The sequence below is a fragment of the Streptomyces sp. NPDC058796 genome, assembly GCF_042745235.1.
Classification (GTDB): Bacteria; Actinomycetota; Actinomycetes; order Streptomycetales; family Streptomycetaceae; genus Streptomyces.
Genome location: NZ_JBHYOP010000004.1, coordinates 392,578 through 416,179, shown reverse-complemented (window position 1 = coordinate 416,179; position 23,602 = coordinate 392,578). Strand labels below are relative to the sequence as shown.

Below are 23,602 nucleotides of genomic sequence, written 5' to 3'. Positions count from 1 at the left end.
GTGTTCAGCGGCCGCTCAGGGCCGCCAGTTCCCGGGCCGCCTCCGTCAGGTCCTTCGCGGTGTCGATGGCACGCCAGTAGGAGCCCTGCGGGATCGGGAAACCGGCCAGCCGGCGTTCGCGGGCCAGCCTCGGGAACGTCGTCCGTTCGTGGTCACCGCGCTCCGGCAGCATCGCCGCGAAGGCGGAGGAGAAGACGTACACACCGGCGTTGATCTCGAAGGTCGACGGCGGTGCCTCGATGAAGTCGGTGATGTGGCCGAAGCCGTCCGTCTGCACGGCGCCCCACGGCAGGCGCGGGCGAGCCAGGGCGAGGGTCGCGACGGCGTCCCGCTCGGCGTGGAAGTCGGCCATGTCGCGCAGCGAGAAACGGGTCCAGATGTCGCCGTTCGTGGCGTACCAGGGCCGGTCCGGGTGGGGCAGGTGCGCGGCGGCGTACTTGAGGCCGCCGCCGCGGCCCAGCGGCTCGGTCTCGACGACGGTCGTGACGGAGAGCGGCAGGTCGGCGCCCTCCAGCCACTTCTGCAGCACCTCGGCCAGGTGACCGCAGGAGACCACGACGTCCGTCACGCCCTCCTCGGCGAGCCAGGCGAGCTGGTGGCCGATGATCGGGGTGCCCGTGCCCGGGATCTCCACCATCGGCTTGGGTCGGTCGTCGGTGTAGGGGCGCAGCCGGGAACCCTGCCCGCCGGCCAGGACGACGGCTTGAACGGGGCGGCGGGACGCGGCGTTCGGATCGGTCATGGCCCGAACTGTACGCGGCGCCCCGCGGGCCCGGGCGGGCTCCTCAGCTCATCGTCCCGTCGGCCCTCAGCTGTGCGCGGCCAGCACGCCCGAGGCGAAGGCGGTGTCGCAGACGGGGCGCGCGTACGACTGGGCGCGCGTCGGGCCGTACACCTTGACCGCGGCGCGGCCGAGGGCGCGGGCGATGGAGGCGCAGTGCCCGGCGAGCGACGGGCGCTCGTTCACGGCCTGCTGGAGGTGGGTGAGGGCCACGCCCGGGTCCTCCTCCTGCAGTTCGGTCAGCAGCCGGTCGCGCAGCACCTCGTGCGGGGCGCGCTTGGCGGCCTTGGCGGAGGAGGCCTTGGCGCTGGAGGCTTCCGACGCGGCGAGCACCGAGTCGGCGGTGTCCCCCGACCAGTTGACCCGGGTGACCGCGAGGGTCCCGGAGAGCACCAGGACGACGGGCAGGACGAAGGCGAGAGAGCGGCCGATCCGGTGGGCGGGGCCCCGGCCGCGTCGCGTCTGTCGGGTGGTGGAGTGCTTCACGGAGTGCTTCACGCGAGTGAGGGTAGCGCCCGGTAATGATTTGGCGACATTTAGTCACCTTTTCGGGGGATGAAGAGCGGCACCGAAATGGGTAAGGGGTTGACGCACACTGCTCGAAACGTCCGTTGTGCCGGGGTATTTGTCGACAACGGGAAGAGCCCCGCAGCAGGCCGCGGGGCTCTTTTCGTCAACGCGGGTGAATTTCACCCGGCCGCGTGGTTTCCGTCAGTCGGAGAGGCGCTCACCCGTGGAGGACGAGAAGACGTGGCTCTCGCCCGGCCGGGGCACGACGTGGACGGTCGCGCCCTTCTCCGGCACCGCGCGGCTGCTGACGCGGACCACGAGGTCCTTCGTCTCGCCGCCGACCTCGACCGTGCCGTAGATGTAGCCGTCGGCGCCGGTCTCCTCGACGACGTTGACCGAGACCGCGAGGCCCGCCGGGGCGTCCTCGGAGTCCTTCGACAGGGTCTTGGACACCCCGCCGTTCAGCTCCACCACGTCGAAGTGCTCGGGGCGGACGCCGACGGTGACCGTGCGGTCGCCCTTGTCGGCGGCGGCCGCCAGGGCCTCGCGGCTGACCGGCACCACGCTGTTGCCGAACTTCACGCCGCCGTCGGTGATCGGGACCTCGATCAGGTTCATCGCGGGGGAGCCGATGAAGCCGGCCACGAAGAGGTTGGCGGGCTTGTCGTACATGTTGCGCGGCGAGTCGACCTGCTGGAGCAGACCGTCCTTGAGCACCGCCACGCGGTCGCCCATCGTCATGGCCTCGACCTGGTCGTGGGTGACGTAGACGGTGGTGATGCCCAGGCGGCGCTGGAGCGAGGCGATCTGCGTACGCGTGGAGACGCGGAGCTTGGCGTCCAGGTTGGACAGCGGCTCGTCCATGAGGAACACCTGCGGCTCGCGCACGATCGCGCGGCCCATCGCCACACGCTGGCGCTGACCGCCGGAGAGCGCCTTCGGCTTGCGGTCCAGGTACTCGCTGAGGTCGAGGATCTTCGCGGCCTCCTCGACCTTCTGCCGGATCTCCGCCTTGTTGACGCCGGCGATCTTGAGCGCGAAGCCCATGTTGTCGGCGACCGTCATGTGCGGGTAGAGCGCGTAGTTCTGGAACACCATGGCGATGTCCCGGTCCTTCGGCGGCAGGTGCGTGACGTCGCGGTCGCCGATGCGGATGGCGCCGCCGTTCACGTCCTCGAGCCCCGCGAGCATGCGGAGCGAGGTGGACTTCCCACAACCGGACGGGCCGACCAGGACGAGGAACTCGCCGTCCTCGATCGCGATGTCGAGACCGTCGACGGCGGGCTTGGTGGAACCCGGGTAGATGCGGGTCGCCTTGTCGAACGTAACAGTGGCCATGGTGATGGGCCCCCTTCTACCGGCAGGAACGTGCCGGACGATCCGTTGTAGGAAGGTGGTGTGGTGTAGTCCACACGAGTGAACTGGCACAGGACGGTACCTGTCGTTCACCTGATCTGTCAGTACCTGCGGGGCTGTGAACTTCGCCGAAATTTTCGAATCACATCGTTCACCGGCTCTGTGTACAGTGGAGCGTCCGCGCGCGCCGCCGCGCGACGCCTCCTTAGCTCAGCTGGTCAGAGCGCCGCTCTTGTAAAGCGAAGGTCGTCGGTTCGAATCCGACAGGGGGCTCGGAACGAGAGCGAAGGCCCGCCGTCCAGTGGACGGCGGGCCTTCGGGCGATCGCGGGCCGGATGCCGGTGCTACTTGCCTTCCGGCAGGGGCTCCGGTTCGCAGACCGCGCCGGGCTTCGGGAGTTCGCCGCCGAGCAGGTACGCGTGGACGGCGTCGCGCACGCACGGGTTGCCGGAGTCGAAGGCGCCGTGGCCCTCGCCGCGGTAGGTGAGCTCGAAGCCGACGCCCTTGCCGAGTGCCTCGGCCATGCGGGCGGCGCCCTGGTAGGGCGTGGCGGGGTCGCCGGTGTTGCCGACCAGCATGATCGGTGCCGCTCCCGGTGCGCTCACCTCGGGGTGGCGGGCCTCGCCGGGGACCGGCCAGCCCGCGCAGGAGAGCGCGCTCCACGCCAGACCGGGACCGAACAGGGGTGACGCCTCGACGAACTCGGGCATCCTCCGCCCGACGTCGGCGACGGTGTAGCGGTCGCTGGAGTCGTCGCAGGTGATGGCCCTGAAGGCGTCGTTCTCGTTGCTCTCGTCCGTGGGGTCGTCCTCGGTGCCGCCGTCGCCGTCGCCGCCGGCGCCGTGCTGTCCGAGCGTCTCCGCCAGATCCGCCAGGACGTCGCCGTCGCCGCCGGTCACCGCCTCCAGGCCGACCAGGAGCGCGGGCCAGAAGGACTGGCTGTAGAGCGAACCGGTGATGGCGGCGAGCACCTCGTCGCCGTCGAGTTCGCCGTCCGAGGTGGCCAGCGGAGTCTCGTCCAGGTCCGCATGGAGGTCCACGGCGGCGTCCACGATCGCCTCGACGTCCTCGCCGATGGTGCAGCGCTGCTCGACGCACCACTCGGCGAAGTGCTCGAAGGCGAGCTGGAACCCGGCGGCCTGTCCGAGGGCCCCCTCCATCGTGTCCTGGGTCGGGTCGACGACGCCGTCCAGCACGGCCCGGCCGACGCGCCCGGGGAACAGGTGGGCGTACACACCGCCGAGTTGGGTGCCGTACGAGATCCCGAAGTAGTGCAGCTTGTCGTCGCCGAGGACCTGTCGCATCAGCTCCAGGTCGCGGGCGGCCTCGGTGGTGCCGACGTACGGGAGGACGTCGCCGGAGTTCTTCTCGCACGCGGCGGCCACCAGCTTGTTGAACTCGACCAGCGCGTCGGTCTCGTCGCCGCCGTCGTCGGGCGTCTCGTCGACCCGCTCCTCGGCCTCCTCGGCGGCCTCGGGGTCCAGGCAGCGCACGCCGCGGCTGTTGCCGACGCCGCGCGGGTCGAAGCTCACCAGGTCGTAACGGGAGCGGAGCTTCTCGTAGTCGGGGGCGAGGGCGGGCAGGGTGGTGACGCCGGAGCCTCCCGGGCCGCCGAAGTTGAAGAGCAGCGAACCGATCCGGTCGTCGGCGTCGCCGCTGGAGCGGGCCCGGATCAGTTCGATGCCGATGGCGTCTTCGGCCGGCTTCTCCCAGTCCAGGGGGGCCTGCATGGTGGCGCACTGCCAGCGGGTGCCGTCCGGGAGCGGGGCGGGGGCCTCACCGCCGCCCTGGATGGGGGTCGGTGCGGGGCAGTCCCGCCAGTCCAGGGTCTGCTGCCGGAAGCGGTTCTCGTCCTGTCGGTCGCTCGCCGCTGTCGCGCCGTCGGCTTCCTGCCCGCCGTCCCGTGCCGTCGGCGCGCAGGCCGCCAGGGAACAGCAGAGCAGGGTCGCGGTGGACAGCAGGGCAGCGGTGGATATCACTCGTGCTGTGGGCATGGGCCCAGGCTCTGGCCGGCCGGCCGCGGGCGCGCGGCACGGCGGCCATTCGGCGCAAGCGGCCCCCCGCCCGGTGTGGCGCGGGGGCGGGGGGCCGGGCGGGTCAGGCGCGGTTCGCGCTGGACGGGCCGAAGAACTCGATCTCCGCGATGGCGACCTGCTTGTCGGCGGAGGCCGCGTGTGCCGACTCGATGGTGAAGCGGACCTTGGTGACCTCACCGACGCGGAAGGGACGGCGCTGGCCGCCGGCGCCCTGGTCCAGGGTGAGGTCGCGGGTCGTGGTGCTGCCGTCCTTCTTGGTGATGGTCGCCTCGACACGGTGCGGCAGGGCGGACTTGTTGAGCTGGTCGGGCTTGGTGGAGGTGCCCGGGGTGATGATCAGGTCCAGCAGCCGGGTCGGCTCGGTGAAACTGACCTCGACCCACTGGCCCTGGCCGGACTGCGAGATGCCCGGGCCCCACCAGGTGTTGCTGCGCTTGTCGATGAGGAGCTCCGGCTCGTGGCCGGTGAAGGAGCGGGAGGCCGTGATCCGGTCCGGGGAGACCGGGGCGCGCTTGGCGAAGTGGTCGCGGGTGGCCTGGACGCCGTCGGGGATGTAGACGAAGCCGAGGACCACCAGGGTGACCACGACGGCCAGGGTGATCCAGGTGCCGATGCGGTCGAACACGCGGCGCAGGCGCGGCCGGTCGCCCGCCCAGGGGGTCTCGTCGCGCCGCCCGCCGAAGAGCCGGCGCCACCACGGGGCGGGGCGCGGTTCGCCCTCGCCGGTACGGTCCAGTGGCATCGCGCAGCGCGCGCAGTAGTGGCGGTCGGGCCGGTTGGGCGTCGAACACCACGGGCAGGGCGGGCCGTTGGCGATGTCCGGCTGGTGGCCGGGGGTGCGCACCTGGGGCCGGTCGGCGTCGGGGCGGCCGGGCAGCACCGGGGCGACCGCGGGGGGCGGGGCGGGAGCGGGCGTCTCCGGGTCGGCGACGGGGACGAGGAGGGAGCGCGCGCGGTGGTTCATGGTGTCGCTGAGGGAGTTGTTCGGGGTGTTCGCGGCGTCGGCGGGCCCGGGGGGTATGGGGGTGGTGGGGGCGGTTTCCTCCGAGTCGGGGGCCGGAGCGGAGGACGCGGGGGCGGGGCGCGCCGGGCCGGTGGGGTGTGTGTCGGCCGTGGCGGACGGGGGTGTGGTCCCGGGAGATTCGGGGGCCGCGTGAGCCGTGGCGGCGCCGGTCGACCAGGCGGGGGCGCTGGGCCGGGTGGTCCCGGAAGGGGGCGGGGTGGTCGTGGCCCCGGGCTGTGCGGTCCCGGAGGGGGCGGGTGCCCCGGCCGAGGGGACCGTGCCGGCTGCTGCGGCCGGCCAGGCGGCTTCCGGGGTCCCGGTGGTGCTGGTGGGCGCGGTGGCCGTTCCCGCGGTTCCTGCCGCCACCCTCGCGGTCCTGGCGGCCCGAGCCGCCCTCGCCGCGCGAGCGGCGCTCACGGTGTCGGGGGCGGCGGGCGCCGTGGTGCTCGCTGCCGGTGCCGTGGTGCCGGCCGGTGAGGCGGTGCTCGTGGCCGCGCCGTTGACGGGGGCCTCCGCGCCGGGGCGCGTGTCCGCGGTGCGGTGGGGCCCGGTGGTGTCGGCGGCTCCCGTGCCCGGAGCCGGGGGCGACTGTGGGGGTGTCCCCGTCCCCGCCCCCGGGGGCGTTCCCGTGCCGGGGGCCGCTCCCGCGCCCGTCGTGGGCTGAGCCCCCGGGTCCGGGGCCGTCCCCCCTCCCGTGTCCCGAGCCGTGCCCGCGTCCGACCCCGTCGCTTGCGCGTCCCGGTGTCCGGGAGCGGCACCGGCGTCCGGTCCGTCCCCGGCGGACGGCCGGCCCGCGAGGCCGGAGCGGGCCGGGGGCACCCCCGTGCCGCCGGGGCCGGGGCGGTCGAAGGCGTCCCAGCCGGGGTCCTGGTCGGACGGTGCGGAGGCGGGCCGGGCGGCGCGGGCGGGACCGGCCTGCTCCCAGCGGAGTACGGCGCCGCACGCGTCGCAGAAGGACTGGCCCGGTTCCGCGCGCGTTCCGCACTCGGCGCAGTTCTGCGTGGTCATCTCTCCGGGGTCCTTTCGGAGGCGGTCACTTCGACCGTGTAGGGCATGTGGGCGGGGCGGGCCGCGGCGACGAGGGCGTCCAGGCGGTGCCGGTCGGCCGGGGTCGGGTCGGGCAGCCGCAGGGCGACGTGCAGGTGCGGGCGCGGGGTGCCGGGGAAGGGGCCCAGGGGGCGGGCGTTCCACTCGGCGCCGCCGCTCTCGCTGATGTCCGGCTCGGCGCCGAACGCGAGCCGCACGGCTTCCGCCAGCCCCTGCCGGGTGCCGCGCACGCGATGCAGGCGGGCGGCGGCGGCGACGGCCGCGCGCAGCCGGGGCTCGGGTTCGGTGCCGTCGGTCTCGGCGCCGACCCAGGTGCCGAGCCACTGGGCGAAGTCGACCGGGGTGAGGGCGGGGTCGAAGTAGGTGTCCAGGCAGTCGAGGACGTTGAGGATGGGCGCGAGGACGTCGTCGAGGCCGCCGACGAACCGCTGGGCGAGGTCGTCGTCGGCGAAGACGGCGGGCAGCATCGTGCCCAGCGGCAGGGAGGAGCCGAGACCGTCGACGGAGCCCCGGTAGGGCGTCGTCGTCACGTGCCGTCCCCGATCACGCGGACCCGGTGGTCGAAGGAGAAGACCAGCGAGGGCGGTTGGAGGTCGATGCGGTCGGTGGGGTCGCCGCGCTTGCCGGTGAGGGGGTCGGCGGGGTGCAGGACGACCTCGTCGACGAGTTCCACGCCGGGGACGCGCTGCAGGACCGCGAAGACCTCGCCGGTCTGAACGGGGCGGCCGAAGGGCCAGCCCTTGCCGTCGGCGCCGCCGGTGAGCGGGTCGAGGTGGCGGTAGAGCGCGTCGTGGGCCTGGCGGCGCACCCGGTCGGTGTCGGTGCCGCGGAAGGCGTGGACGGTGGCGACGACGGTGACGCCCTGGTAGTAGGGCGGGCCGACGGCGAGGCGGGTGCCGATCAGGCGGCGTTCGTCGAGGTGGCGGGTGATGCGGGCCAGCAGGGCGTCGCCGGGGACGAGTTGCTCGAAGCGGAGGCGCCCGCCGGGGTCGGGTACGGCCTGGGGGACGACCAGGACGCGGACCGCGTAGGCGCCGTGCTCGCCCTCCTCGCCCTCCAGGCAGGTGATGCGGGCGGTCTCCGGGGCGGCACGGCGGGCCAGTTCCTCGTAGTCCCGCAGGGTGACGGCGCGTTCCTGGGCGCGGAGGGTGATCGGCGCCCTCAGTTTCGCCTCCTCGACGGTCTCGCCGTCGACCCCGCCGCGCGCGGCCTCGCGGTTGACGACCTCGGAGACGTACGGGATGGAGGTGCGCAGCACCTGTACGGCGCCGCGCGCCACGTTGCCGGCCCGTCCTCCGCCGGTGCGGTAGCGGCGGGCGCGGATGACGGCGCCCTTGGGGGCGACGGTGCCGTACTGGCGCAGGGTGCCGTCGGGTTCGCGTACGGCGGGGCCGAAGGCGATCTCGCCGGTGGCGGCGTCGAGGGTGATGTGGTGGTCGTCGGGGCGGGAGGCCGCGAAGTGCGGGACGACCCGCCAGTCCTGCCAGCCGTCGTCGGCGGCGGTCTGGAGGAGGACGGGCGGGTCGTCGGCGACGACGGGGGCGTGGGCGAGCCGCAGCCGCTGGCCGGGCAGGCCGGTGGACTCGCCGAGTGCCTCGTCGTGGACGGTCTCGGCGTGCACGGCCCGGGTGGTGCCGCCGATGGTGTAGGCCTCGGCGGAACGGATGGTGGGGGACGTGGTGTAGAACGGCTGGCCGGGCAGCGGGTCGGTGACCCGGCAGCGTATCCAGCCCGCCTCGTGGCCGCCGTTGCGGGACAGGACGTGCCCGCCGGGTATGTGGAGCACGATGTCGCCGGGGCGGTTGAGGCCGCCGGTGCCGTCCTGGTCGACCTCGCAGGACTGCCAGCCGTCCTCCGTCCACGCCTCCCAGACCAGCGGCGGCTGGCGGGGGTCGACGCCGACGCCGTCGACGCGGCTGTCGAGTTCGAGGGCGAGGGCGCAGTCGGGGGTGGCGGCGGTCAGGCCGATGAGCATGCAGTCGCCGGGCTGCGGGGCCTCGGCGAAGCACATGAGGTCCTTGCCCTCGGCCAGGTCCGTGGTGCGGTCGGTGACGGGCTCGCCGCGGTGCTGCACCACGAGCCGGCCGAGCGCGCACGGTACGACGACCAGGTCGCGTTCGGTGGCGAAGACGACGGCGTCGTCGCGTTCGGTGCGCAGGGTGGCGACCTCGGCGCCGGACGGGACGAGGACCGCGTCCTCCTGCGGCGCGGACAGCCAGAAGGTGACGTCCGTACGGGCCGCGGAGGGCGGGAAGAGGGTGATGCCGACCAGGTCGAGGAAGGCCAGGTGGTTCTTCTCGGGGACCCGGTTGAGGCGGTAGACGATCTGGTCGGCCATGTGCGCGACCGTCTCGACGAGGGTGACGCCGGGGTCGGAGACGTTGTGGTCGGTCCATTCCGGGGCGCGCTGCTGGATGTAGCGCTTGGCGTCGTCGACGAACTGCTGGAAGCGGCGGTCGTCGAGGTTGGGGGAGGGCAGGGACATCAGCGGTCGCTTTCGGGAGAGCCCGGGAGGCCGGCGGGACCACCGGGACCGGCGGTACCGCCCGGCCCCGCGGAGCCGCCGGGCAGGTCCGGCTCGTCGTGGGAGGGGATGACGTAGAACGGGAAGACGAGGCTGCGCGGGTTGTTGGTGCCGCGGATCGAGTAGCGGACGTCGATGTAGAGGACGCTCTGGTCGGTGCCCGTGCTGACGTCGACCTCGTGGACCTCGATGCGCGGTTCCCAGCGGTCCAGGCTGACGTACACCTCGTGCTGGATGCGGCCCGCGGTCTGCTCGTTGACCGGGGCGAAGACCAGGTCGTGGATGGCGCAGCCGAACTCGGGGCGCATCGGCCGCTCGCCGGGCGCGGTGGCGAGGACCAGCCGGATGGCCTCCTCGACCTCGCGCTCGCCGCTGACCAGGGCGATGCCGCCGGTGGGTCCGATGCGCATGGGGAACGCCCAGCCGGAGCCGACGAACTGTTCGGCCATCAGTGGGCCACCTGCCTTCTGCTTCCTGTGCCTGGTCCTGTGCCTGTCATGCGGGGAGCGGGTATTTCACGGTGTTGACGAACACGGCGCCGAGGAGGTCGACCTTGATGCCCTTGATGTTCACGTTGGCCACGGCGTTGACCGAGACCATCCCGGTGGCGTTGATCGACGTCATGCCGCTCGACGAGAGGTTCATGGCGCCGCCCATCGCGTTGACGTTGACCGCGCCGCCCAGCGAGGTGAGGCTGACCAGGGCCTTGCCCTTCAGGGTGAGCGGGCCGCCGCTGTCGATCATCACCGAGCGCCGCCCGCGCAGGGTGAGGCTGGTGCCCGCCTCCACCGACACCGAGCGGCTGCCGGTGATGGTGACCGAGCCCTTGCTGTCGACGGTGATCTCGGTCTGGGTGCGGTCGAGGTTGATGATCAGCTTGTCGTTGCCGCTGGCGATCCGCACGCCCTGCTTGCGCCCGCCGGTCCGCTGGCTGAGCAGGTCGACGCGGTTGCCCTGGCGGTCGGACAGGGTGTGCCGGGCGGCCTGCTTCTTCAGTCCGTCGTGCAGCGGCACGTCGGAGACCTTCGTCGGCAGGTCCCGCCCGTTGTAGAGCCCGCCGATCACGAACGGGTGGTCCAGCGCCCCCCGGTCGAAGCCGACCAGCACCTCGTCGCCGACGTCCATGGGGAAGACCCCGCCGCCGCCCTTGCCGCCCAGCTGCACGCTGCGTGCCCAGTCGCTGACGTAGGTGTCGTCCAGCCACGGGAACTGGAGCTTGACCCTGCCCTGCTTCAGCGGGTCCTGTACGTCGGTGACGACGGCGTTGGCGACGCTGGGCAGCCGCGCCGCGCTCGCGGCGTCCACACCCCCGCCTCCGCCGCCCGAGGCCAGCCCGTACAGGGAACGCCACTGGCGTCCGCTGACGGTGATCCACGACTCGTAGTGCTTGCCGTCGCCGAAGACGTGGCGCACGGAGGTGACCGTGTACTTGCCCTCGAAGGGCTTGCCGACGTCCGAGAGCGCCACGGGGACGCCGGGCCGGAGGTCGGGGTTGCCGTAGACGGCGACCTCCAGCTCGGCGAAGGAGGAGGTGACGTCGGCGGCGAGGGCCTTGGCCGCGTGCCGGACCTCGTCCTGCCTGTCGTAGGGGCTGGCGGTCTCGACGAGCTTGGCGGGCTTGAACTTCCCGGCCGCCTGGCCGGGCGTCGTGCCGATGCTGAAGCCCGGGTCGGTCGTGGCGGGCGCGACCTCGGTGATCTTCTTCTTGGTGGTGACGTTCCAGCCGCGCGACTCGACCTTGCCCACCTGGTCGGCGGCGGTGACGGCGGCCCGCAGCCGCAGGATGTCGTGGCCGGCCTGGAGGACGAAGGTGCTCTTGTCGCCGTCCGTCCTCGGCGAGGGCGCCCCCGCCGACGGCTTCGGCGTGACGAAGCGGAACTTCCCCTTGGCGTCCAGGGACATGACCATGTTGTTCTCGTCGGCGAGCCGGGACAGGAAGTCCCAGTCGGTCACGTTGGACTGGCTGATGAACCCGTACATGCCCTTCGTCGGCTGGATGCGGCCGATGGACACACCGTCCATCGCGGCGAGCTTGCGGGCGATGTCGGACGCCTTCTGATTGCGGTAGGCGGCCACCCGGCGCTGGCGCATCATGCGGTGCCCGTAGTCGTACCCGCGGATGACGGTGAAGCTGCCGGTGCCGTCGTAGTCGGCCTCCAGGCCGGTCACCTCACCGGTCAGCAACGGGTTGCCGATGCCCTGTCCGTCGGCGATCGGCGTAATGACGATCTTGGTGCCGAACTGCACGTTCAGTTTCCCGAGGACCAGCCGGTAGGGGTCGCGGAAGGTGAGGCGGAAGGCGGCGGGCACACCGACACCCTGGTCGACCCAGCCCTCCACGAGCATGGGCGCGATGTCGGACGGCAGTTTCGCTCCGCCGACCTTGATCTCGACGATGCTGGAGAACGCGGGACGCACCATCAGTGCGGCACCTCCTCGGTGGCGGGCAGCATCAGTTCGGTGCCGGTCGGCAGGTGGGACGGGTCGTCGATGCCGTTGGCCTCGGCGATCGCCCGCCACGCGCCCGCACTGCCGTACTCGCTCCACGCCAGCGACTGCAGCGAGTCCCCGGCGACGACGCGGTGCACGCGCTGGGCGGTGAGCGCGCCGGAGGTCGGGTTCTGTCCCTGGGTCGGGCCGGGGATCTCCACCAGCGACACCTGGCACGTGGCACGGATGGGAACGCCGGTGGTCCCGAAGAGGGTGTACTGCGCCTCGATCGAGGAGACGTACGCCGTGAACCGGGCCGTGGAGAAGGAGCCCCACTCGAAGACCACCCAGGGCGGCGAGGGCTGCTTGGCGGCGATGCTCTTCGCGGTCACCTCGCAGCACAGCAGCAGTGACTCGACTTTCTTCATCACGGTGTTGCCGTTGGGCTTCATCGACGAGTCCAGGAAGATCTCCAGCGTCATCTCCCGCGGGTCGGCACCCATGAACTCCGGTTTCGAACCGTCCCGCACGGCCATCGTCGGCGTGGCCTTCCACTGGGCGCGCTGGGTGAGGGACAGCTGCGCCGGGTTGAACTCGAAGGCGAACCTGCGCATCAGCGCGCCGGGTGTGGTGGTCGTGCCGGTGGGCGGTTCGTGGATGGCGAGGTTGGCGCGTACGAGGCTCTTGCCGGCGCCCTTGCCGCTCTTTGCCATGGCTCTCTTCCCTTTCTGTCCCTCTGCTGCGGGGCGCCGTCAGTCCGTGAACCCGTGGTGGGCGATCTCCAGGACCTCCGTGGCCACGGCCGGGCTGGCCGGGTCGAGGCTGGGGCCCTGCCAGCTGACGGGCAGCACCTCGATGAGCCCCCAGCGAGCGACCAGCGACCCGTCCGCACGCAGCGCCGAGATCTGGGCGGTGGGCCGCTTGATGCCGGTCTGCACGGAGGAGATCCACTTGGCGACCTTGGCCGTGTCCGGGGTCAGGGGGCGGGTCAGCCGGATGTTGGAGTAGGAGACGCGGGTGGGCAGTTGCCACACGAACCCGTTGTTGCCGCCCTCCTGGCGCTGTTCGATCTCCACGTGGGACGACAGCCCTTCGCACCCGTTGAAGTAACCGAGGCTCTCGCCGTCGATGGTGAGGGTGAACCAGATCGTGGAGCCCGGGTCCTGGCGGGGCATCGGAGGTGGCCTTTCTGTCGGGTGGTACGTCGGTCGCGAGGGGGCGGCCGCCGGTCAGGCGCGGGGGTCGCGGAGTCTGCCGACGCGTTCGCGGTCCATGCGCAGTTCGGTGCGGACCAGGCGGGTGACGCGGCCGATGATGCGGTGCACCAGCTCGTCGAGCTGGAAGTCGGTGAGCTCGCGCGGGTCGAAACCGCCCGCGGGTACCGCCGCGTACGCGGGCGGAGGGTCCGTCTCCGGGCCGGGCGCGTGGGACGGGTGACCACCGGGCGGGGCCGTGGCCGCGCTGTACGAGGGGGGCGGCTCGTAAGGCGGGGGCGGGGGTGGGGCCGGGGCGTTCGCTGGTGAGTGCGGGCCCGGCTGCGCGGGCGACTGCCGGGACGAGGGCGCCCGGAAACGTCCCAGGGTGTCGGCGACGGTGGCCGACGCGGCGGCGGCGAGGGCGCCGATGCTACGGCCGGGCGCGCGCTGGACGGGGAGCGCGGCGGTGGTGGCCGCGGGGGTCGTGGGGGCCGTGGTGGGGTGCAGCGCGGGAGGCGGTGCCGTCCGGGGCGGCGTGAGGGACGCGACGGGCAGCGCGGTACGGGCGGCGGTGGCGTCGGGCGGGGCGGGGCGGCGCAGGGGGACGGGCTTGGCGGATGCGCGCTGGACGGGGGGCGTCGGGGCGCCAGGGGCGGTGGGTGGCGTGTGTGCGGTGGTCCGCTGGGCCGGGGGAGCAGGGACGGTCGCGCTGCGGGGCGCGCCGGGGGCGGAGGCCGGGGGTTCGGACGTGGCGGGGGTGGTGGTGGCGCGCTGGACCGGCGGGTGGGTGGGGGTGCCGGGTGTGTGGGGGGCCGGTGCCGGTGCCGGGGGCGCGGGGGTGGGGGCGGCCGCGGTGGTGGCTCGCTGGACCGGCGTCGCGGCGGGGCGGGCCGGGGCGGCGAGCGGCCTGCTGCCGGCGGGTGCGGTGGTGAGGGGAGCGCCGAGGGGGGAGCGCCGGCGGTCGGCGGGGAGGGGGGTCGGGGCGACGGCCGGACGCGCGGGGGCGACGGGCTCCGGGCTCGGGTCCGGGGCCGGGCGTACGTCGGCGGGCCTGGAGGTGGGGGCGCCGAGGCCGGGGCGGGGCGTCGGGACGTCGGGGCGGGCGGGGAGTACGGCGTGGGCGTCGGCGGGGTGTCCGGTGGCGGCCGTCCCGGTCACTGGGCGGGCGACGGGAACCGGCGTGGCGCCGGCGGCGGGGGAGTGGTCCGTGGAGCGCTGCACCGGGGGTGCTGCGGAGAAGCCGGTGGGCGGTCGCAGTGCCGTGGTGCGGGGCGTCGCCGTCTGCCGGGGTGCAGGGGCCTGGTCGGGAGCCGAGGGGCGCGATGCGTCCGGGCGGCCGGGTGCCGACGTGCGCCGCTGGACGGCGGGCGTGGTGCCGGGCGCGTCGAGGGGACGGTCCGTCGGGGAAGGGCCTGAGGACGGCTGCGGCCCGGTCGTGCCGTGGACGGTGCGCGGCGGGGTGGGCGTGCTGGTGGCGGGGCGATGCCCCTTGCCGGCGGGCAGGGACGGGCCCGCTGCCGGGGTGCCGTGGGACACGGCTCGCTGGACCGGAGGGAGGGGGGTGCCGGGTGCCGCGCCGGTCGTCGTGCTTCCGGCTTCGTGAAGGGGGACGCCGGCGCGCGGACCGGGTGCCGCGGCCGGGCGGTCGGTGCGGGGTGCGGACCGCTGTACCGGGGTGCTCGTCGCGGGGGCGCCGTCCGGGGCTGCCGTTGCCCGGCCCGTGGTCGCGGAGGGTCGGGTGTGCGGGTGCGCTTCCCGTGCGGCTGGGCTGCCGGCGGTCGTACTGCCGCCGAGGCCGGGGCTCGTGCCGGGGGCGGCCTGGGCGGCGCGGGTGGTGGCCGTCGGTGCGGAGCCCTGTGGGGGCTCGGGGCGCTGGGCCGGTGGGGTGGGCTTTGTGCCGCCGGGGATGGACGTGGACCGGTTGTCAGCGGGATTCGTCCCCGGGGGCGTGCGTGGGACGGAGACCGCCGGCGCGGGGGTGGCGGACGCGGACCGCTGGACGGGGAGGCCGGTCGTGGTGCCGTCCGGGCCGACCGGTGCGGCGCTGCGTCCGGGTGCGGCCGGTTGCACCGGGGCGCCGGGTGCCGCCGTACCGGTGCTCGGTGTGGTCGGGTTGCGGTCGCCCGTGGTGCTGGGGCGGGGGTCGGGTGTTGCTCGCTGTACCGGTGTGGGGGCGCTTGGTGTGGTCGGGGGGCGGTTGCCGGGGGGCGTGGGTCGTGTCGGCGTACTGGTGGCTGGTGCGGTCGTGTTCCGGGGGTCGGGGGTCGTGCGCTGGACCGGCGTGCTGGGGGTGGGGGTGGTCGGGTCGCGGTCGCCCGTGGTGCTCGTGCCGGAGTCGGAGGGCGCGGACTGTGCCGGCGTACCGGCGACTGGTGCGGTCGTGCCCAGGGTGTCGGACGTACCCGGGCCGGAGTCGGGCGTCGCTCGCTGTACCGGCGTACCGGAGACGGCAGTGTTCGCCGCCCGGTCGCCGGGCGCGTTGGTGCGCGAGGCCGGGGTGTCGCCGGAGTCGGGCGTCACCTCCCGTCGGTTCACGGCACGCTGGACCGGCGTCCCGGATGCCGGGGCGCTGTGCCGGCCGCCGGACCCGGTGCCGGAATCTGACCGGGAACCGGAACCGGAACCGGAACCGGAACCGGGCCGGGACGCGGCGCCCGGCGTCGGGGCGTCGCCCGCCGGCCCGCCCGGGGAAGCGGCCGTCGCCCCGGGCGCGGAGGAGCCCGTCGGCCTTGCGGGCGAAGGGCTGGGTGCGTGCGCCGCGCGCTGGACGGGCGCACCGGCCGACGCGGCCGACGCGGCCGAACGGACGCCGGACGGGTCCGAACGGGACACGGAACGGGCGACCGGGGCGGCGCCGGGATCTCCTCGGTCGCCGTCCGCCGACGACGGCGTTGGACTCGGGGAGTCGGGCGCGGCGTCGGCCGTCCGGCGGCTCGCGGGCAGGGCCCGGCGCTGCACGGCCGCCGGAACGGACGGCGCCTTGGTGAGGGAGTCCCGCCCCCGGGACGCGGCGGGCGGCACGGGTGCCGCCCGGAGGCCGCGGGCCGGCGTCACGGAGGTCGCCGGCCCCGCGGAGCGCGACCGTTGGACCGGCGGGAGCGGTGCCGGGGACGACGGGGTCCGCGCACGCCCCACGGGAGCCGGAGCCGACGGCGCGGACGCGACCGGCCCTGGGACGGGACCCGGAGCCGCACCCGTACCCGCCCCCGGCGCCGACGCCCGCAGCGGCGCCACCGGCATTCGCTGCACCGGCGGTTCACCGCCCGGGGACGCCGACGGCAGGCGCCGCGAGGGACGTTCGGGTGCCGGCTCGGCGAACGCTCCCGAGAGCAGGCCGTGGCCGGCCGCCGGGTCGAGGACCGCGGGGGACGGCGCGCCGCTCAACGACGGGTTCTGCCAGGTCGGCAGCCGCCCGCCGAACCCGGAGTCCGCGACGCCGGTCCGTGCGCCGCCCGACGCCCGCTGGATCGGCGGCAGGGACGTCCACGCCGCGACGGCCGCGGGCGGCGCGGCCGCGCCCGACGCGTCCGCCCTGCCCCCCGTACTCGCGTGCTCTGCGGGGCTCCCCACGGAGTCCGCCCCGCCGTCACCCGCGCGGGCGGCGCCCTCGCGTCCCCGCAGCCGGTCCAGGAATCCCACCGATCAGCCCTCCGCCGCGCCGCGCGTCACGAGGGACGCGATCTGCTCCGTGTACCGGCGCCGGTCCCGGTGCTCCAGGTCCAGGATCGCGTCCAGGCCCCAGTGGAAGTGGTAGGCGACGTACGCGATCTCCTCGTGCAGCCGGTCGGTCGCGTACGTCACGATTCCCCCAGGCGGCTCCCGCCGAGTTCCACCTCGAAGGGTTCCGAGCAGTGCGGGCACTGCACGGCCGCACGGGTGTGCCCCTCCGCGTTGATCTGGCGGTAGAAGTCCTGGAGGAACGCCAGGTCGGAGGCGAACATGTTCTCCACGATCCCGTCGTGCACCATCGTCAGCGTGCCGAGCCGGGTGATGACCCGGCCCAGCAGCACCACCGACAGGTACGCCGGGTTCTCCTGCACGCGCACGTCACGCAGCGGGACCAGTTCGTCCCGGGCCGTCGACAGGCGCATCACACCGTCCCGGTGCAGCGTGCCCGACTCGTCGACGTAGCCGCGCGGCAGCTCGAAGGGGAACTCGGTGACCAGTTCCCGGCGGGGCGCCGGGTCGGCCGGCGCCTGAGGCGGCGCGACGGCGGGAGCCGACCGGGGGAAGTCCGCTCCCGCCGCCGCGGTCTGGGGTGGAGCGGCGGGTGCCTTGGCAGCCGTACGCCGCATTACTCGATGACCAGTTCTTCGAACACGATGGTGACGGTCTCGGTCAGGGCCGCCGCCTCGCCCGCCTTCACCGTGCTCGTGTCGATCTTGCTGCACCAGGCGTTGCGCAGGTTGTACCGCTTCACCGGGTTGTCCTGGAAGTCCATCATGATGATCGACGCGTTCTTGCGGGCCGTGCTCATCTGGCCGCGGATCGAGTCGTTGATCCACTGGGTGAACGACGCCGACTGGGTCATGCCGCGTACGACGGTGCACTGGCCGTTCTTCTGCACGCCCGGCAGCAGCGCCACCTCGGCCCGGCCCATCGAGCTGTTCTGCTGGTAGGTGATGACGTCCTGTTCGAGGGTGAGGCCGCTGACCTCGGCGAGGTACTCGACCATCACACCGTCGATCTGGAGGCCGAAGTTGTGTGAAGTGAGGGCGTCACCCGGCTGGAGACTCATGTGTTCGCTGTCCTTCTAGGAATGGGGGAGGGGAGGCGTGGGGGACGGGTCGGGCGCGGCGCCTACTCCTCCAGCTCCCCGCTGCCGCTGGAGAACTGCGCCAGCCGGAAGATCACGAACTCGGCGGGCTTGACCGGCGCGATGCCGATCTCGCAGATGACCCGGCCGAGGTCCACGGACTCCGGCGGGTTGGTCTCCTCGTCGCACTTGACGTAGTACGCCTGCTCGGGGCTCTGGCCGAACAGGGCGCCGTTGCGCCACTCGTTGACCAGGAACGCGGAGACGTTGCGGCGGATGCGGGCCCAGAGATTGTGGTCGTTCGGCTCGAAGACCACCCACTGGGTGCCGATCAGGATCGACTCCTCCAGGTAGTTGAAGTACCGGCGGATGTTCAGGTAGCGCCACGCCGGGTCGGAGGAGAGGGTGCGGGCGCCCCACACGCGGATGCCGCGGCCCGGGAAGGCGCGGATGCAGTTGACGCCGATCGGGTTGAGGAGGTCCTGCTCGCCGCGGGTGATCTGGAGTTCGAGGTCGACGGCGCCGCGGACGACCTCGTTGGCGGGGGCCTTGTGCACGCCGCGCTCGGAGTCGTTGCGGGCCCAGATGCCGGCGACATGACCACTCGGCGGGACCAGGCGGGACTGGCCCGACGCCGGGTCGAAGGTCTTGATCCAGGGGTAGTACAGGGCGGCGTACTTGGAGTCGTAGCCGGCCGTCTCCTGGCGCCAGACGCGTATCTGGCGGGCGTTCAGGCCGGGCGGCGGGTCGATGACGGCGACGCGGTCGCCCATCAGCTCGCAGTGGGCGATCAGGCCGAGCTGGACGGCCTTGACGGCCTCCAGGTCGATCGCGCCCCGCTGGTAGGCGGCCATCAGGTCGGGCACGGCGACCATGGAGATCTCGTCGACGGCCTCCAGACCACCGAAGCCGGTGCGGTCGGCGGAGTCGCCGAGGTACTGCGCCGGGCCGGGGTGCGCGACCTCGCCCGTGGCGGGCGGGGCGGCCTTCTCCACCGGGGCGGCGGGCGGCGTGGGCAGCGTCAGGGTCTGGTTGTCCGGGCGGGCCAGCTGCGCGGACGGCGCGGCCTCCGTCACGGTGATGAGCTTGGAGCGCTCCTTGACCTGGGTGACGACGTAGGCGCGGTTGCCCTTCTTGGCGCTCACGTCGAAGGTCTCGACGGGCTTGTCGCCGTCCTTGACGATCAGCTTGAACCGCTCGGCGGGGCCCTCGCCCTCGGGGTCGGCGACCTCGACGGACAGCGGACCGTTCTGTCCGGCGGCGGTGGCCGTCACGGCGAACGTGCCGAGCTGCCTGGGCTCGGCGGCGGGGAGCGCGGCCGGTGTGGCGGCACCCGTGACCGCGGCGGGAGCGGATGTCCCGTCGGAGCCGGTGGCGGCGTCCTGGGCGGAGCCGCCGACGCGCACGACGTAGGCGGCGCTGCCGCCGTTGTTGAAGAACCCGTAGACGGAGTGCGCGAGGTAGTACCCGTCGGTGAAGTCACCGAACGCCGCGACGTACTGGGTCCAGTTGGTGACCAGTGTGGGCTCGTTCAGCGGGCCGGTCGGCGCGAGCCCGACGAAGGCCGCGACCGAGGTGCCCACCCCCTCGATCGGGCGCGAGCCGCTGGCCACCTCCTCGACGTAGACGCCGGGCGACAGGTAGGACGGCATGCTCTGCTCTCCTCGGGGTACGAGACAGGACGCCCCTCACCCTCGCGCGCGCGTTCCCCCGCCGGAACGGCCTTCGGAGCCGGAGCGGGGGCACTCCCGTTGCCCCTCGCCGTGCCCGTTGGGGCAGACTCCCCGCCTTCTCCGGCCGACGGCCGCCCTCGGTGCCTCACCATCGTGTGTTGTCGGGCGTCGGTTCACCAGGACGTCGCCCGGTGGTCATGTGCCGTTCGGACCGGCGTGGCCAGATCCCCGAAGGGAGTTGTCCGTGCTGGACCGCTCGCGCGCGCCGCAGACACCTCGCACCGACGCTGCCGCCGTGGCCCGGCACGGCCCCCGGCGGCCCCGCACCCCGCTGGCTTCCTTGCAGGCCGGCGCCGGAAACAGGGCCGTGGCCGCGTTGCTGCAGCGCGCGGCCGACGCCCCCGCCCTGGAGGACACCGCGTTGGCGGAGCGGCGCCGGCGGGCGGAGCTGGTCGCCGCCGCGGCGGAGCGGAGGCGGCAGGGAGAAGCGACGGCCGCGGGGGAGGGGCCGGGGACGCCGGAGGAGGCGACCGCCGCGGAGGACCACGGCCGGGACGCTGAGACCGCGTTGACGGAGCGGCGCCGGCGGGCGGAGCTGGCCGCCGAGGCGGCGGAGCGGCGGCACCGGCCGGCGGAGGCGGACACCGGGCAGGAGCGGCAGGGGCGCAGAGCGCTTCGGGGTCTGTCCGGCGCCGGGGAGAAGCTCAGGGACATCAACGCGAAGGTCAGCCGGCTCTTCGGTACCTCCAAGGCCGACCGGGCCAAGAAGGCCGTCGACCCGCCCGACACGGTGGCCACCCGGGTCAACGCGCCGACGGAGGGCGGTGTGCGCACCCACGGGCAGGGCACGTCGAACGCCGGTCTGGTCGAGGCCAGTGCGATCCAGGGGCAGGTCGGCACCGGGATCAACGTCGTGACCGACTCCCTGGGGCTGTTCAACGACCTGCGTGCCCTGAAGGCCGGGTACGGGGGCCGCGCGGGGACGGGGCCGGACTCCCACAAGTCCAGGAAGGACTGGAAGGGGAAACGGCTCGGCGTGGCCCAGAACTCCGGCATGGTCGTCGGCGACGTCAGCGGCATGGCCAACGCCGCCGTGCGCAACGCCGGGGACCTGGGCGGGGCGCCCGCCCTCGGGATCACGACCGGCGGGGCCGGCGTCTTCTACTCCACGCTGATAGCCGTCCGGGAGGCCGCCGCGGTCTGGCGGACCTACCACAAGAACCGTGCCCTCAAGGAGGTGGTCGAGGCGCTTCCCGCCGGGGCGCCGGTGGAGGCGGCACGTCTCCAGGACGTACTCGACCGGTTGGGGCGGGCGCAGGAGCGGCTGGAGCGGGTCAGGGCCCTGCCGCCACGCCGGCTGTACGGCCTCGCCGCCGCGCGGGAGGCCGAGGTCGCGAAGTACGGGCAGCAGGTCGCCGTCCTCACCGAGCACTTGCGGGCCGACCTCGCCGACGTGGGCAGGTACGCGCGGCACAAGCAGCACACCAAGCTGGGCAAGCGCGTCACCAACCTGGGGGGAAACACGGTGCGTGCCGCCGGCGGCGGGCTGGCGATCGCGGCCGTCGCCGGGGCGGTCAGCGGTCCGGCGGCACCCGCCGTGGCGGGGACGGCGGCGGCCCTGCTGCTCGGCAACGCCGTCTACAAGGGGGTCAGGGCGGGCGGCAACCGGTACGTCGAGGCGCGGCACCCGGACAGGTTCGCCCGCCCCACCCGGGCCCAGGAGGAGACCGGCGCGGCGGAGCCCGGGGCACCGGCGGCCGGCGTCGGCCGGGGCGACGCGGTGCTGGAGTTCTTCAAGGTGACGAAGTCCGTGCAGCAGGGCGAGCGCCGGCACATGGCGCAGAAGCTCTACGCGCTCGCGGCCGGGCCGGCCGTTCACGTGGGCAAGAACGTTCCCGACGACGTCCGTGTCTCGGCGCGTGCGCTCCTGAAGGTGCTCAAGGCCGGCCCGTCCCAGCACAGCCGCACCGAGGAGGAGTGGGAAGCCTCGCTCAACGACCCCGCGGAGCAGAGCGCCTGGGAGAAGGAGATCTTCAACCAGCTCTCCTCGGCCTGAGGACCACCCGCGTCACCGGCCGGCGTGACTCCCCCTCACGTCCGGCCGGCAGCACCACTGCCCTCTTCGCTGCCCTCCCGGACCTGTCGGCGGACGGGGGCGGGAGGTAAGGCTGGTGGGGGACCGCCCGGTCAGTGTGAAGGGGAGCATGGTGCGCGCTCACGAGGAAGCCGTCGGCGACAAGGCCGCGAAGGCCGGTCGGACCCCGCGCCGGGCGGTGACCGCGCCCGTCGTCGGCGCGACGGGCGGACCGGTGACCCCCCGGACGGCCCTGGCGCTCCAGCGCTCCGTCGGCAACCGGGCCGTCTCGCGCCTCGTCGGCCAGGACCAGCACGTGCACGGCGCCGGCTGCGGGCACGGCGGGATCGAGGACGGCAGCCCGGCGGGCCAGCGGCGGCTCCTGGACGAGGCCATGGCCTCCCCGAGCCGTCCGCTCGGGGGGTCGCTGCTCTCCGAGGCGACGGCCTTCTACCGCAACGACCTCTCCGCCGCCCGCATCCACGACAACCCCACGGCCCAGCGCGCGACCGCGGCGCTGGGCGCGCAGGCCATGACGGTCGGCACGCACGTGTTCCTCGGGCCACAGGCCACCGGCCGCAAGGACCTCATCGGCCACGAGCTGGGCCACGTCGACAAGAACCTCCGGGGCCACCGCGAGACCGGCAACAGCAACGGCGCCGGAGTCACCGTGACCGACCCGGGCCAGGACTCCGAACGGGCGGCCGAGGCGGACGGCGCCGCCTTCGCGGCGGGGGCCGCGACCGCCCCGTCCGTGGTGGCGCAGCGGGCGGTCGCGGCCGGTTCGGACGAGCGGGACGAGGCCGTGCAGCGCAGCACGGGGCTGTGGGACGCCCCGGTGCAGCGAGCCGGGGACGAGGCGCTGCGTTCCGCCAAGACCCCGAGCGAGATGGTTGCCGCACTGGAGGCGTCGGGGCACTCCAAGGACGACGCCTGGGAGCTGATGCAGTACATGACCCAGCAGCAGTTCCCGCCCGGCGAGGGGCAGCAGGACTTCGACATGCTCTCCCACATCAAGGAGATCAAGAAGCACAGGATCTCCAGCGTCCTGAAGACCCAGTCGAAGAGTCTGCGCGACCAGAAGTGGACGATCCGCCACTACACGGGTACGGACCCGAACGTGAAGCCGTCCTTCCAGGAGGTCATGACGACGTACGACAACGCGGCCGCCGGACGGGCGGGCGCCAACACGAACGTGGCGGACTGGCGCTCGCTGGGCAACATCAAGTTCACGTTCTACCTGGTGGCCGTAGGCGGCAAAGTGCCGCCGCGACCCTGGCTCAACAACACCCACTGGTACGCCGAGTGGGACCTGGACAGCATCGCTGACTGCTGGGTCTCCGCGGACCTGCTGGAGCGGATGAACAAGAACATGGACGCCGACGGGGCGCGTGCGGCCCTGCGGGGAGCGAAGGCGTTCCGCGGCTCGGGTACCGAACTGAAGGAGCTGCTGGCCGCTTCGGTGTTCAACGCGGGCAATGATCCCGCCACCGCACTGGACGCCGCGATCGGCGGTGCCTTCGAGCTGAAGGTGCCGGGTGGTCTGGCCCTGCCGCAGAGTGGATGGCAGAAGAAGTAGCGGAGGGCACTGACGCCGGTCCCCCTGACCGCCGTCGCTGCCCGGAAGACTCCTGCGGCTTCCGCACCCGCCCTCTAGCGTGCGCCGCGTGAGCCTTTGGACTTCCCTGGAGCCCGCGTCCGTCACCGTCGATCCCGGCAGTAGTACGCGGGTGCGGCTGCGGGTGCGTAACACCGGCGATGTGGTGGACGAGTACCGGTTCGAGCCGGTGGGGGATGTGGCGCCCTGGACGGTGGTCGAGCCGCAGACGTTGCGGTTGTATCCCGGTACGACGGGGACGGTGGAGCTGACGTTTGCGCCGCCGCGTACGTCGGATGCGGTGGCGGGTCCGAATCCGTATGCGGTGCGGATCACGCCGACGGAGCATCCGGAGGCGGTGACGGTTCCGGAGGGGAATCTGACGGTCACGCCTTTCACGGAGGTGCGGGCGGAGTTGGTGCCGCCGACGGTGAAGGGGCGGTTTCGGGGGCGGCCGCGGCTGGCGGTGGACAACCTGGGCAATACGAAGGTGACGGCGTCGGTTTCGGGGAGTGATACCGGCGATCATCTGTCGTACGAGGTTCGTCCGGGGAATGTGCAGATCGAGCCGGGTCGTGCGGCGTTCGTGGAGACGACGTTGAAGCCGCGGCAGGTGATC

At 73.6% G+C, this 23,602-nt stretch carries 18 protein-coding genes, 1 tRNA gene and 1 pseudogene; 4 read left to right on the top strand and 16 right to left on the bottom strand.

Going from position 1 to position 23,602, the window contains the following annotated elements:
• Nucleotides 1-4: 4 nt before the first annotated feature.
• From ACFW47_RS13735 to msiK, 3 genes are all read right to left on the bottom strand, one after another.
• Nucleotides 5-742 carry an NDP-sugar synthase gene (locus tag ACFW47_RS13735; protein WP_386305894.1) on the bottom strand — a complete coding sequence of 246 codons (738 nt, stop codon included), beginning with the start codon at nucleotides 740-742 and terminating at the stop codon, nucleotides 5-7.
• A 66-nt stretch (nucleotides 743-808) separates the two neighbouring features.
• On the bottom strand, nucleotides 809-1,279 hold the full coding sequence (locus ACFW47_RS13730; protein WP_386280573.1) for a hypothetical protein: 471 nt from the start codon (nucleotides 1,277-1,279) through the stop codon (nucleotides 809-811).
• Between the two features lie 213 nt (nucleotides 1,280-1,492).
• On the bottom strand, nucleotides 1,493-2,629 hold the full coding sequence (gene msiK / locus ACFW47_RS13725; protein ID WP_386280575.1) for a diacetylchitobiose ABC transporter ATP-binding protein MsiK: 1,137 nt from the start codon (nucleotides 2,627-2,629) through the stop codon (nucleotides 1,493-1,495).
• 217 nt (nucleotides 2,630-2,846) lie between these two features.
• Here msiK and ACFW47_RS13720 point away from each other — a divergent pair.
• Nucleotides 2,847-2,920: transfer RNA gene (locus tag ACFW47_RS13720), tRNA-Thr, on the top strand.
• A 71-nt stretch (nucleotides 2,921-2,991) separates the two neighbouring features.
• Here the strand turns inward: ACFW47_RS13720 and ACFW47_RS13715 are convergent.
• The 13 genes from ACFW47_RS13715 to ACFW47_RS13655 form a co-directional block, all read right to left on the bottom strand.
• Complete coding sequence (locus ACFW47_RS13715; RefSeq protein ID WP_386280577.1) at nucleotides 2,992-4,641, bottom strand: alpha/beta hydrolase; 1,650 nt, start codon at nucleotides 4,639-4,641, stop codon at nucleotides 2,992-2,994.
• A 103-nt stretch (nucleotides 4,642-4,744) separates the two neighbouring features.
• Nucleotides 4,745-6,694, bottom strand: coding sequence for an NADase-type glycan-binding domain-containing protein (locus ACFW47_RS13710; RefSeq protein WP_386305892.1), 1,950 nt, complete (start codon nucleotides 6,692-6,694; stop codon nucleotides 4,745-4,747).
• A complete protein-coding gene (locus tag ACFW47_RS13705; protein ID WP_386281242.1) occupies nucleotides 6,691-7,200 on the bottom strand; it encodes a phage tail protein in 510 nt (169 codons plus the stop codon). The genes ACFW47_RS13710 and ACFW47_RS13705 overlap by 4 nt, the downstream gene beginning before the upstream one ends.
• A gap of 59 nt (nucleotides 7,201-7,259) precedes the next feature.
• Nucleotides 7,260-9,218, bottom strand: coding sequence for a putative baseplate assembly protein (locus ACFW47_RS13700; RefSeq protein ID WP_386280579.1), 1,959 nt, complete (start codon nucleotides 9,216-9,218; stop codon nucleotides 7,260-7,262).
• The gene (locus ACFW47_RS13695; RefSeq protein ID WP_272586278.1) at nucleotides 9,218-9,706 is read right to left on the bottom strand and encodes a GPW/gp25 family protein; all 489 of its coding nucleotides are present in this window, start codon (nucleotides 9,704-9,706) and stop codon (nucleotides 9,218-9,220) included. Before ACFW47_RS13695 ends, ACFW47_RS13700 begins: the two co-directional genes overlap by 1 nt.
• Before the next feature lie 46 nt (nucleotides 9,707-9,752).
• Nucleotides 9,753-11,678: a VgrG-related protein gene (locus tag ACFW47_RS13690; RefSeq protein ID WP_386280583.1), complete on the bottom strand. Its 1,926-nt coding sequence runs from the start codon at nucleotides 11,676-11,678 to the stop codon at nucleotides 9,753-9,755.
• Nucleotides 11,678-12,400: a LysM peptidoglycan-binding domain-containing protein gene (locus ACFW47_RS13685; protein ID WP_073729683.1), complete on the bottom strand. Its 723-nt coding sequence runs from the start codon at nucleotides 12,398-12,400 to the stop codon at nucleotides 11,678-11,680. Before ACFW47_RS13685 ends, ACFW47_RS13690 begins: the two co-directional genes overlap by 1 nt.
• 39 nt (nucleotides 12,401-12,439) lie before the next feature.
• On the bottom strand, nucleotides 12,440-12,862 hold the full coding sequence (locus ACFW47_RS13680; protein ID WP_073729682.1) for a phage tail protein: 423 nt from the start codon (nucleotides 12,860-12,862) through the stop codon (nucleotides 12,440-12,442).
• 54 nt (nucleotides 12,863-12,916) lie between these two features.
• Nucleotides 12,917-14,419 carry a hypothetical protein gene (locus ACFW47_RS13675; RefSeq protein ID WP_386305890.1) on the bottom strand — a complete coding sequence of 501 codons (1,503 nt, stop codon included), beginning with the start codon at nucleotides 14,417-14,419 and terminating at the stop codon, nucleotides 12,917-12,919.
• A gap of 2,106 nt (nucleotides 14,420-16,525) precedes the next feature.
• On the bottom strand, nucleotides 16,526-16,684 hold the full coding sequence (locus tag ACFW47_RS13670) for a DUF6760 family protein (protein ID WP_198941426.1): 159 nt from the start codon (nucleotides 16,682-16,684) through the stop codon (nucleotides 16,526-16,528).
• On the bottom strand, nucleotides 16,681-17,178 hold the full coding sequence (locus ACFW47_RS13665; RefSeq protein WP_386280588.1) for a hypothetical protein: 498 nt from the start codon (nucleotides 17,176-17,178) through the stop codon (nucleotides 16,681-16,683). The genes ACFW47_RS13670 and ACFW47_RS13665 overlap by 4 nt, the downstream gene beginning before the upstream one ends.
• Nucleotides 17,178-17,621, bottom strand: a complete 444-nt coding sequence (locus ACFW47_RS13660; RefSeq protein ID WP_073729680.1) for a phage tail protein — start codon at nucleotides 17,619-17,621, stop codon at nucleotides 17,178-17,180. Before ACFW47_RS13660 ends, ACFW47_RS13665 begins: the two co-directional genes overlap by 1 nt.
• A gap of 62 nt (nucleotides 17,622-17,683) precedes the next feature.
• Nucleotides 17,684-19,291: a phage tail sheath subtilisin-like domain-containing protein gene (locus tag ACFW47_RS13655; protein ID WP_386305889.1), complete on the bottom strand. Its 1,608-nt coding sequence runs from the start codon at nucleotides 19,289-19,291 to the stop codon at nucleotides 17,684-17,686.
• 265 nt (nucleotides 19,292-19,556) lie between these two features.
• On the opposite strand from ACFW47_RS13655, the gene ACFW47_RS13650 reads away from it, so the two are divergent.
• From ACFW47_RS13650 to ACFW47_RS13640, 3 genes and pseudogenes are all read left to right on the top strand, one after another.
• Entirely contained in the window at nucleotides 19,557-21,368 is a 1,812-nt protein-coding gene (locus ACFW47_RS13650) for a hypothetical protein (protein ID WP_386305887.1), read from the top strand.
• A gap of 148 nt (nucleotides 21,369-21,516) precedes the next feature.
• Nucleotides 21,517-22,965, top strand: a complete 1,449-nt coding sequence (locus ACFW47_RS13645; protein ID WP_386280595.1) for a DUF4157 domain-containing protein — start codon at nucleotides 21,517-21,519, stop codon at nucleotides 22,963-22,965.
• Between the two features lie 88 nt (nucleotides 22,966-23,053).
• Nucleotides 23,054-23,602 (top strand): annotated as a pseudogene (locus tag ACFW47_RS13640) (hydrogenase expression protein); the annotation flags it as partial.

Coding starts and splice junctions, on each gene's coding strand:
- ACFW47_RS13735 (WP_386305894.1), bottom strand. CDS start 742: ATGACCGATCCGAACGCCGCGTCCCGCCGCCCCGTTCAAGCCGTCGTC.
- msiK (WP_386280575.1), bottom strand. CDS start 2,629: ATGGCCACTGTTACGTTCGACAAGGCGACCCGCATCTACCCGGGTTCC.
- ACFW47_RS13715 (WP_386280577.1), bottom strand. CDS start 4,641: ATGCCCACAGCACGAGTGATATCCACCGCTGCCCTGCTGTCCACCGCG.
- ACFW47_RS13710 (WP_386305892.1), bottom strand. CDS start 6,694: ATGACCACGCAGAACTGCGCCGAGTGCGGAACGCGCGCGGAACCGGGC.
- ACFW47_RS13705 (WP_386281242.1), bottom strand. CDS start 7,200: ATGCTGCCCGCCGTCTTCGCCGACGACGACCTCGCCCAGCGGTTCGTC.
- ACFW47_RS13700 (WP_386280579.1), bottom strand. CDS start 9,218: ATGTCCCTGCCCTCCCCCAACCTCGACGACCGCCGCTTCCAGCAGTTC.
- ACFW47_RS13695 (WP_272586278.1), bottom strand. CDS start 9,706: ATGGCCGAACAGTTCGTCGGCTCCGGCTGGGCGTTCCCCATGCGCATC.
- ACFW47_RS13690 (WP_386280583.1), bottom strand. CDS start 11,678: ATGGTGCGTCCCGCGTTCTCCAGCATCGTCGAGATCAAGGTCGGCGGA.
- ACFW47_RS13685 (WP_073729683.1), bottom strand. CDS start 12,400: ATGGCAAAGAGCGGCAAGGGCGCCGGCAAGAGCCTCGTACGCGCCAAC.
- ACFW47_RS13680 (WP_073729682.1), bottom strand. CDS start 12,862: ATGCCCCGCCAGGACCCGGGCTCCACGATCTGGTTCACCCTCACCATC.
- ACFW47_RS13665 (WP_386280588.1), bottom strand. CDS start 17,178: ATGCGGCGTACGGCTGCCAAGGCACCCGCCGCTCCACCCCAGACCGCG.
- ACFW47_RS13660 (WP_073729680.1), bottom strand. CDS start 17,621: ATGAGTCTCCAGCCGGGTGACGCCCTCACTTCACACAACTTCGGCCTC.
- ACFW47_RS13655 (WP_386305889.1), bottom strand. CDS start 19,291: ATGCCGTCCTACCTGTCGCCCGGCGTCTACGTCGAGGAGGTGGCCAGC.
- ACFW47_RS13645 (WP_386280595.1), top strand. CDS start 21,517: ATGGTGCGCGCTCACGAGGAAGCCGTCGGCGACAAGGCCGCGAAGGCC.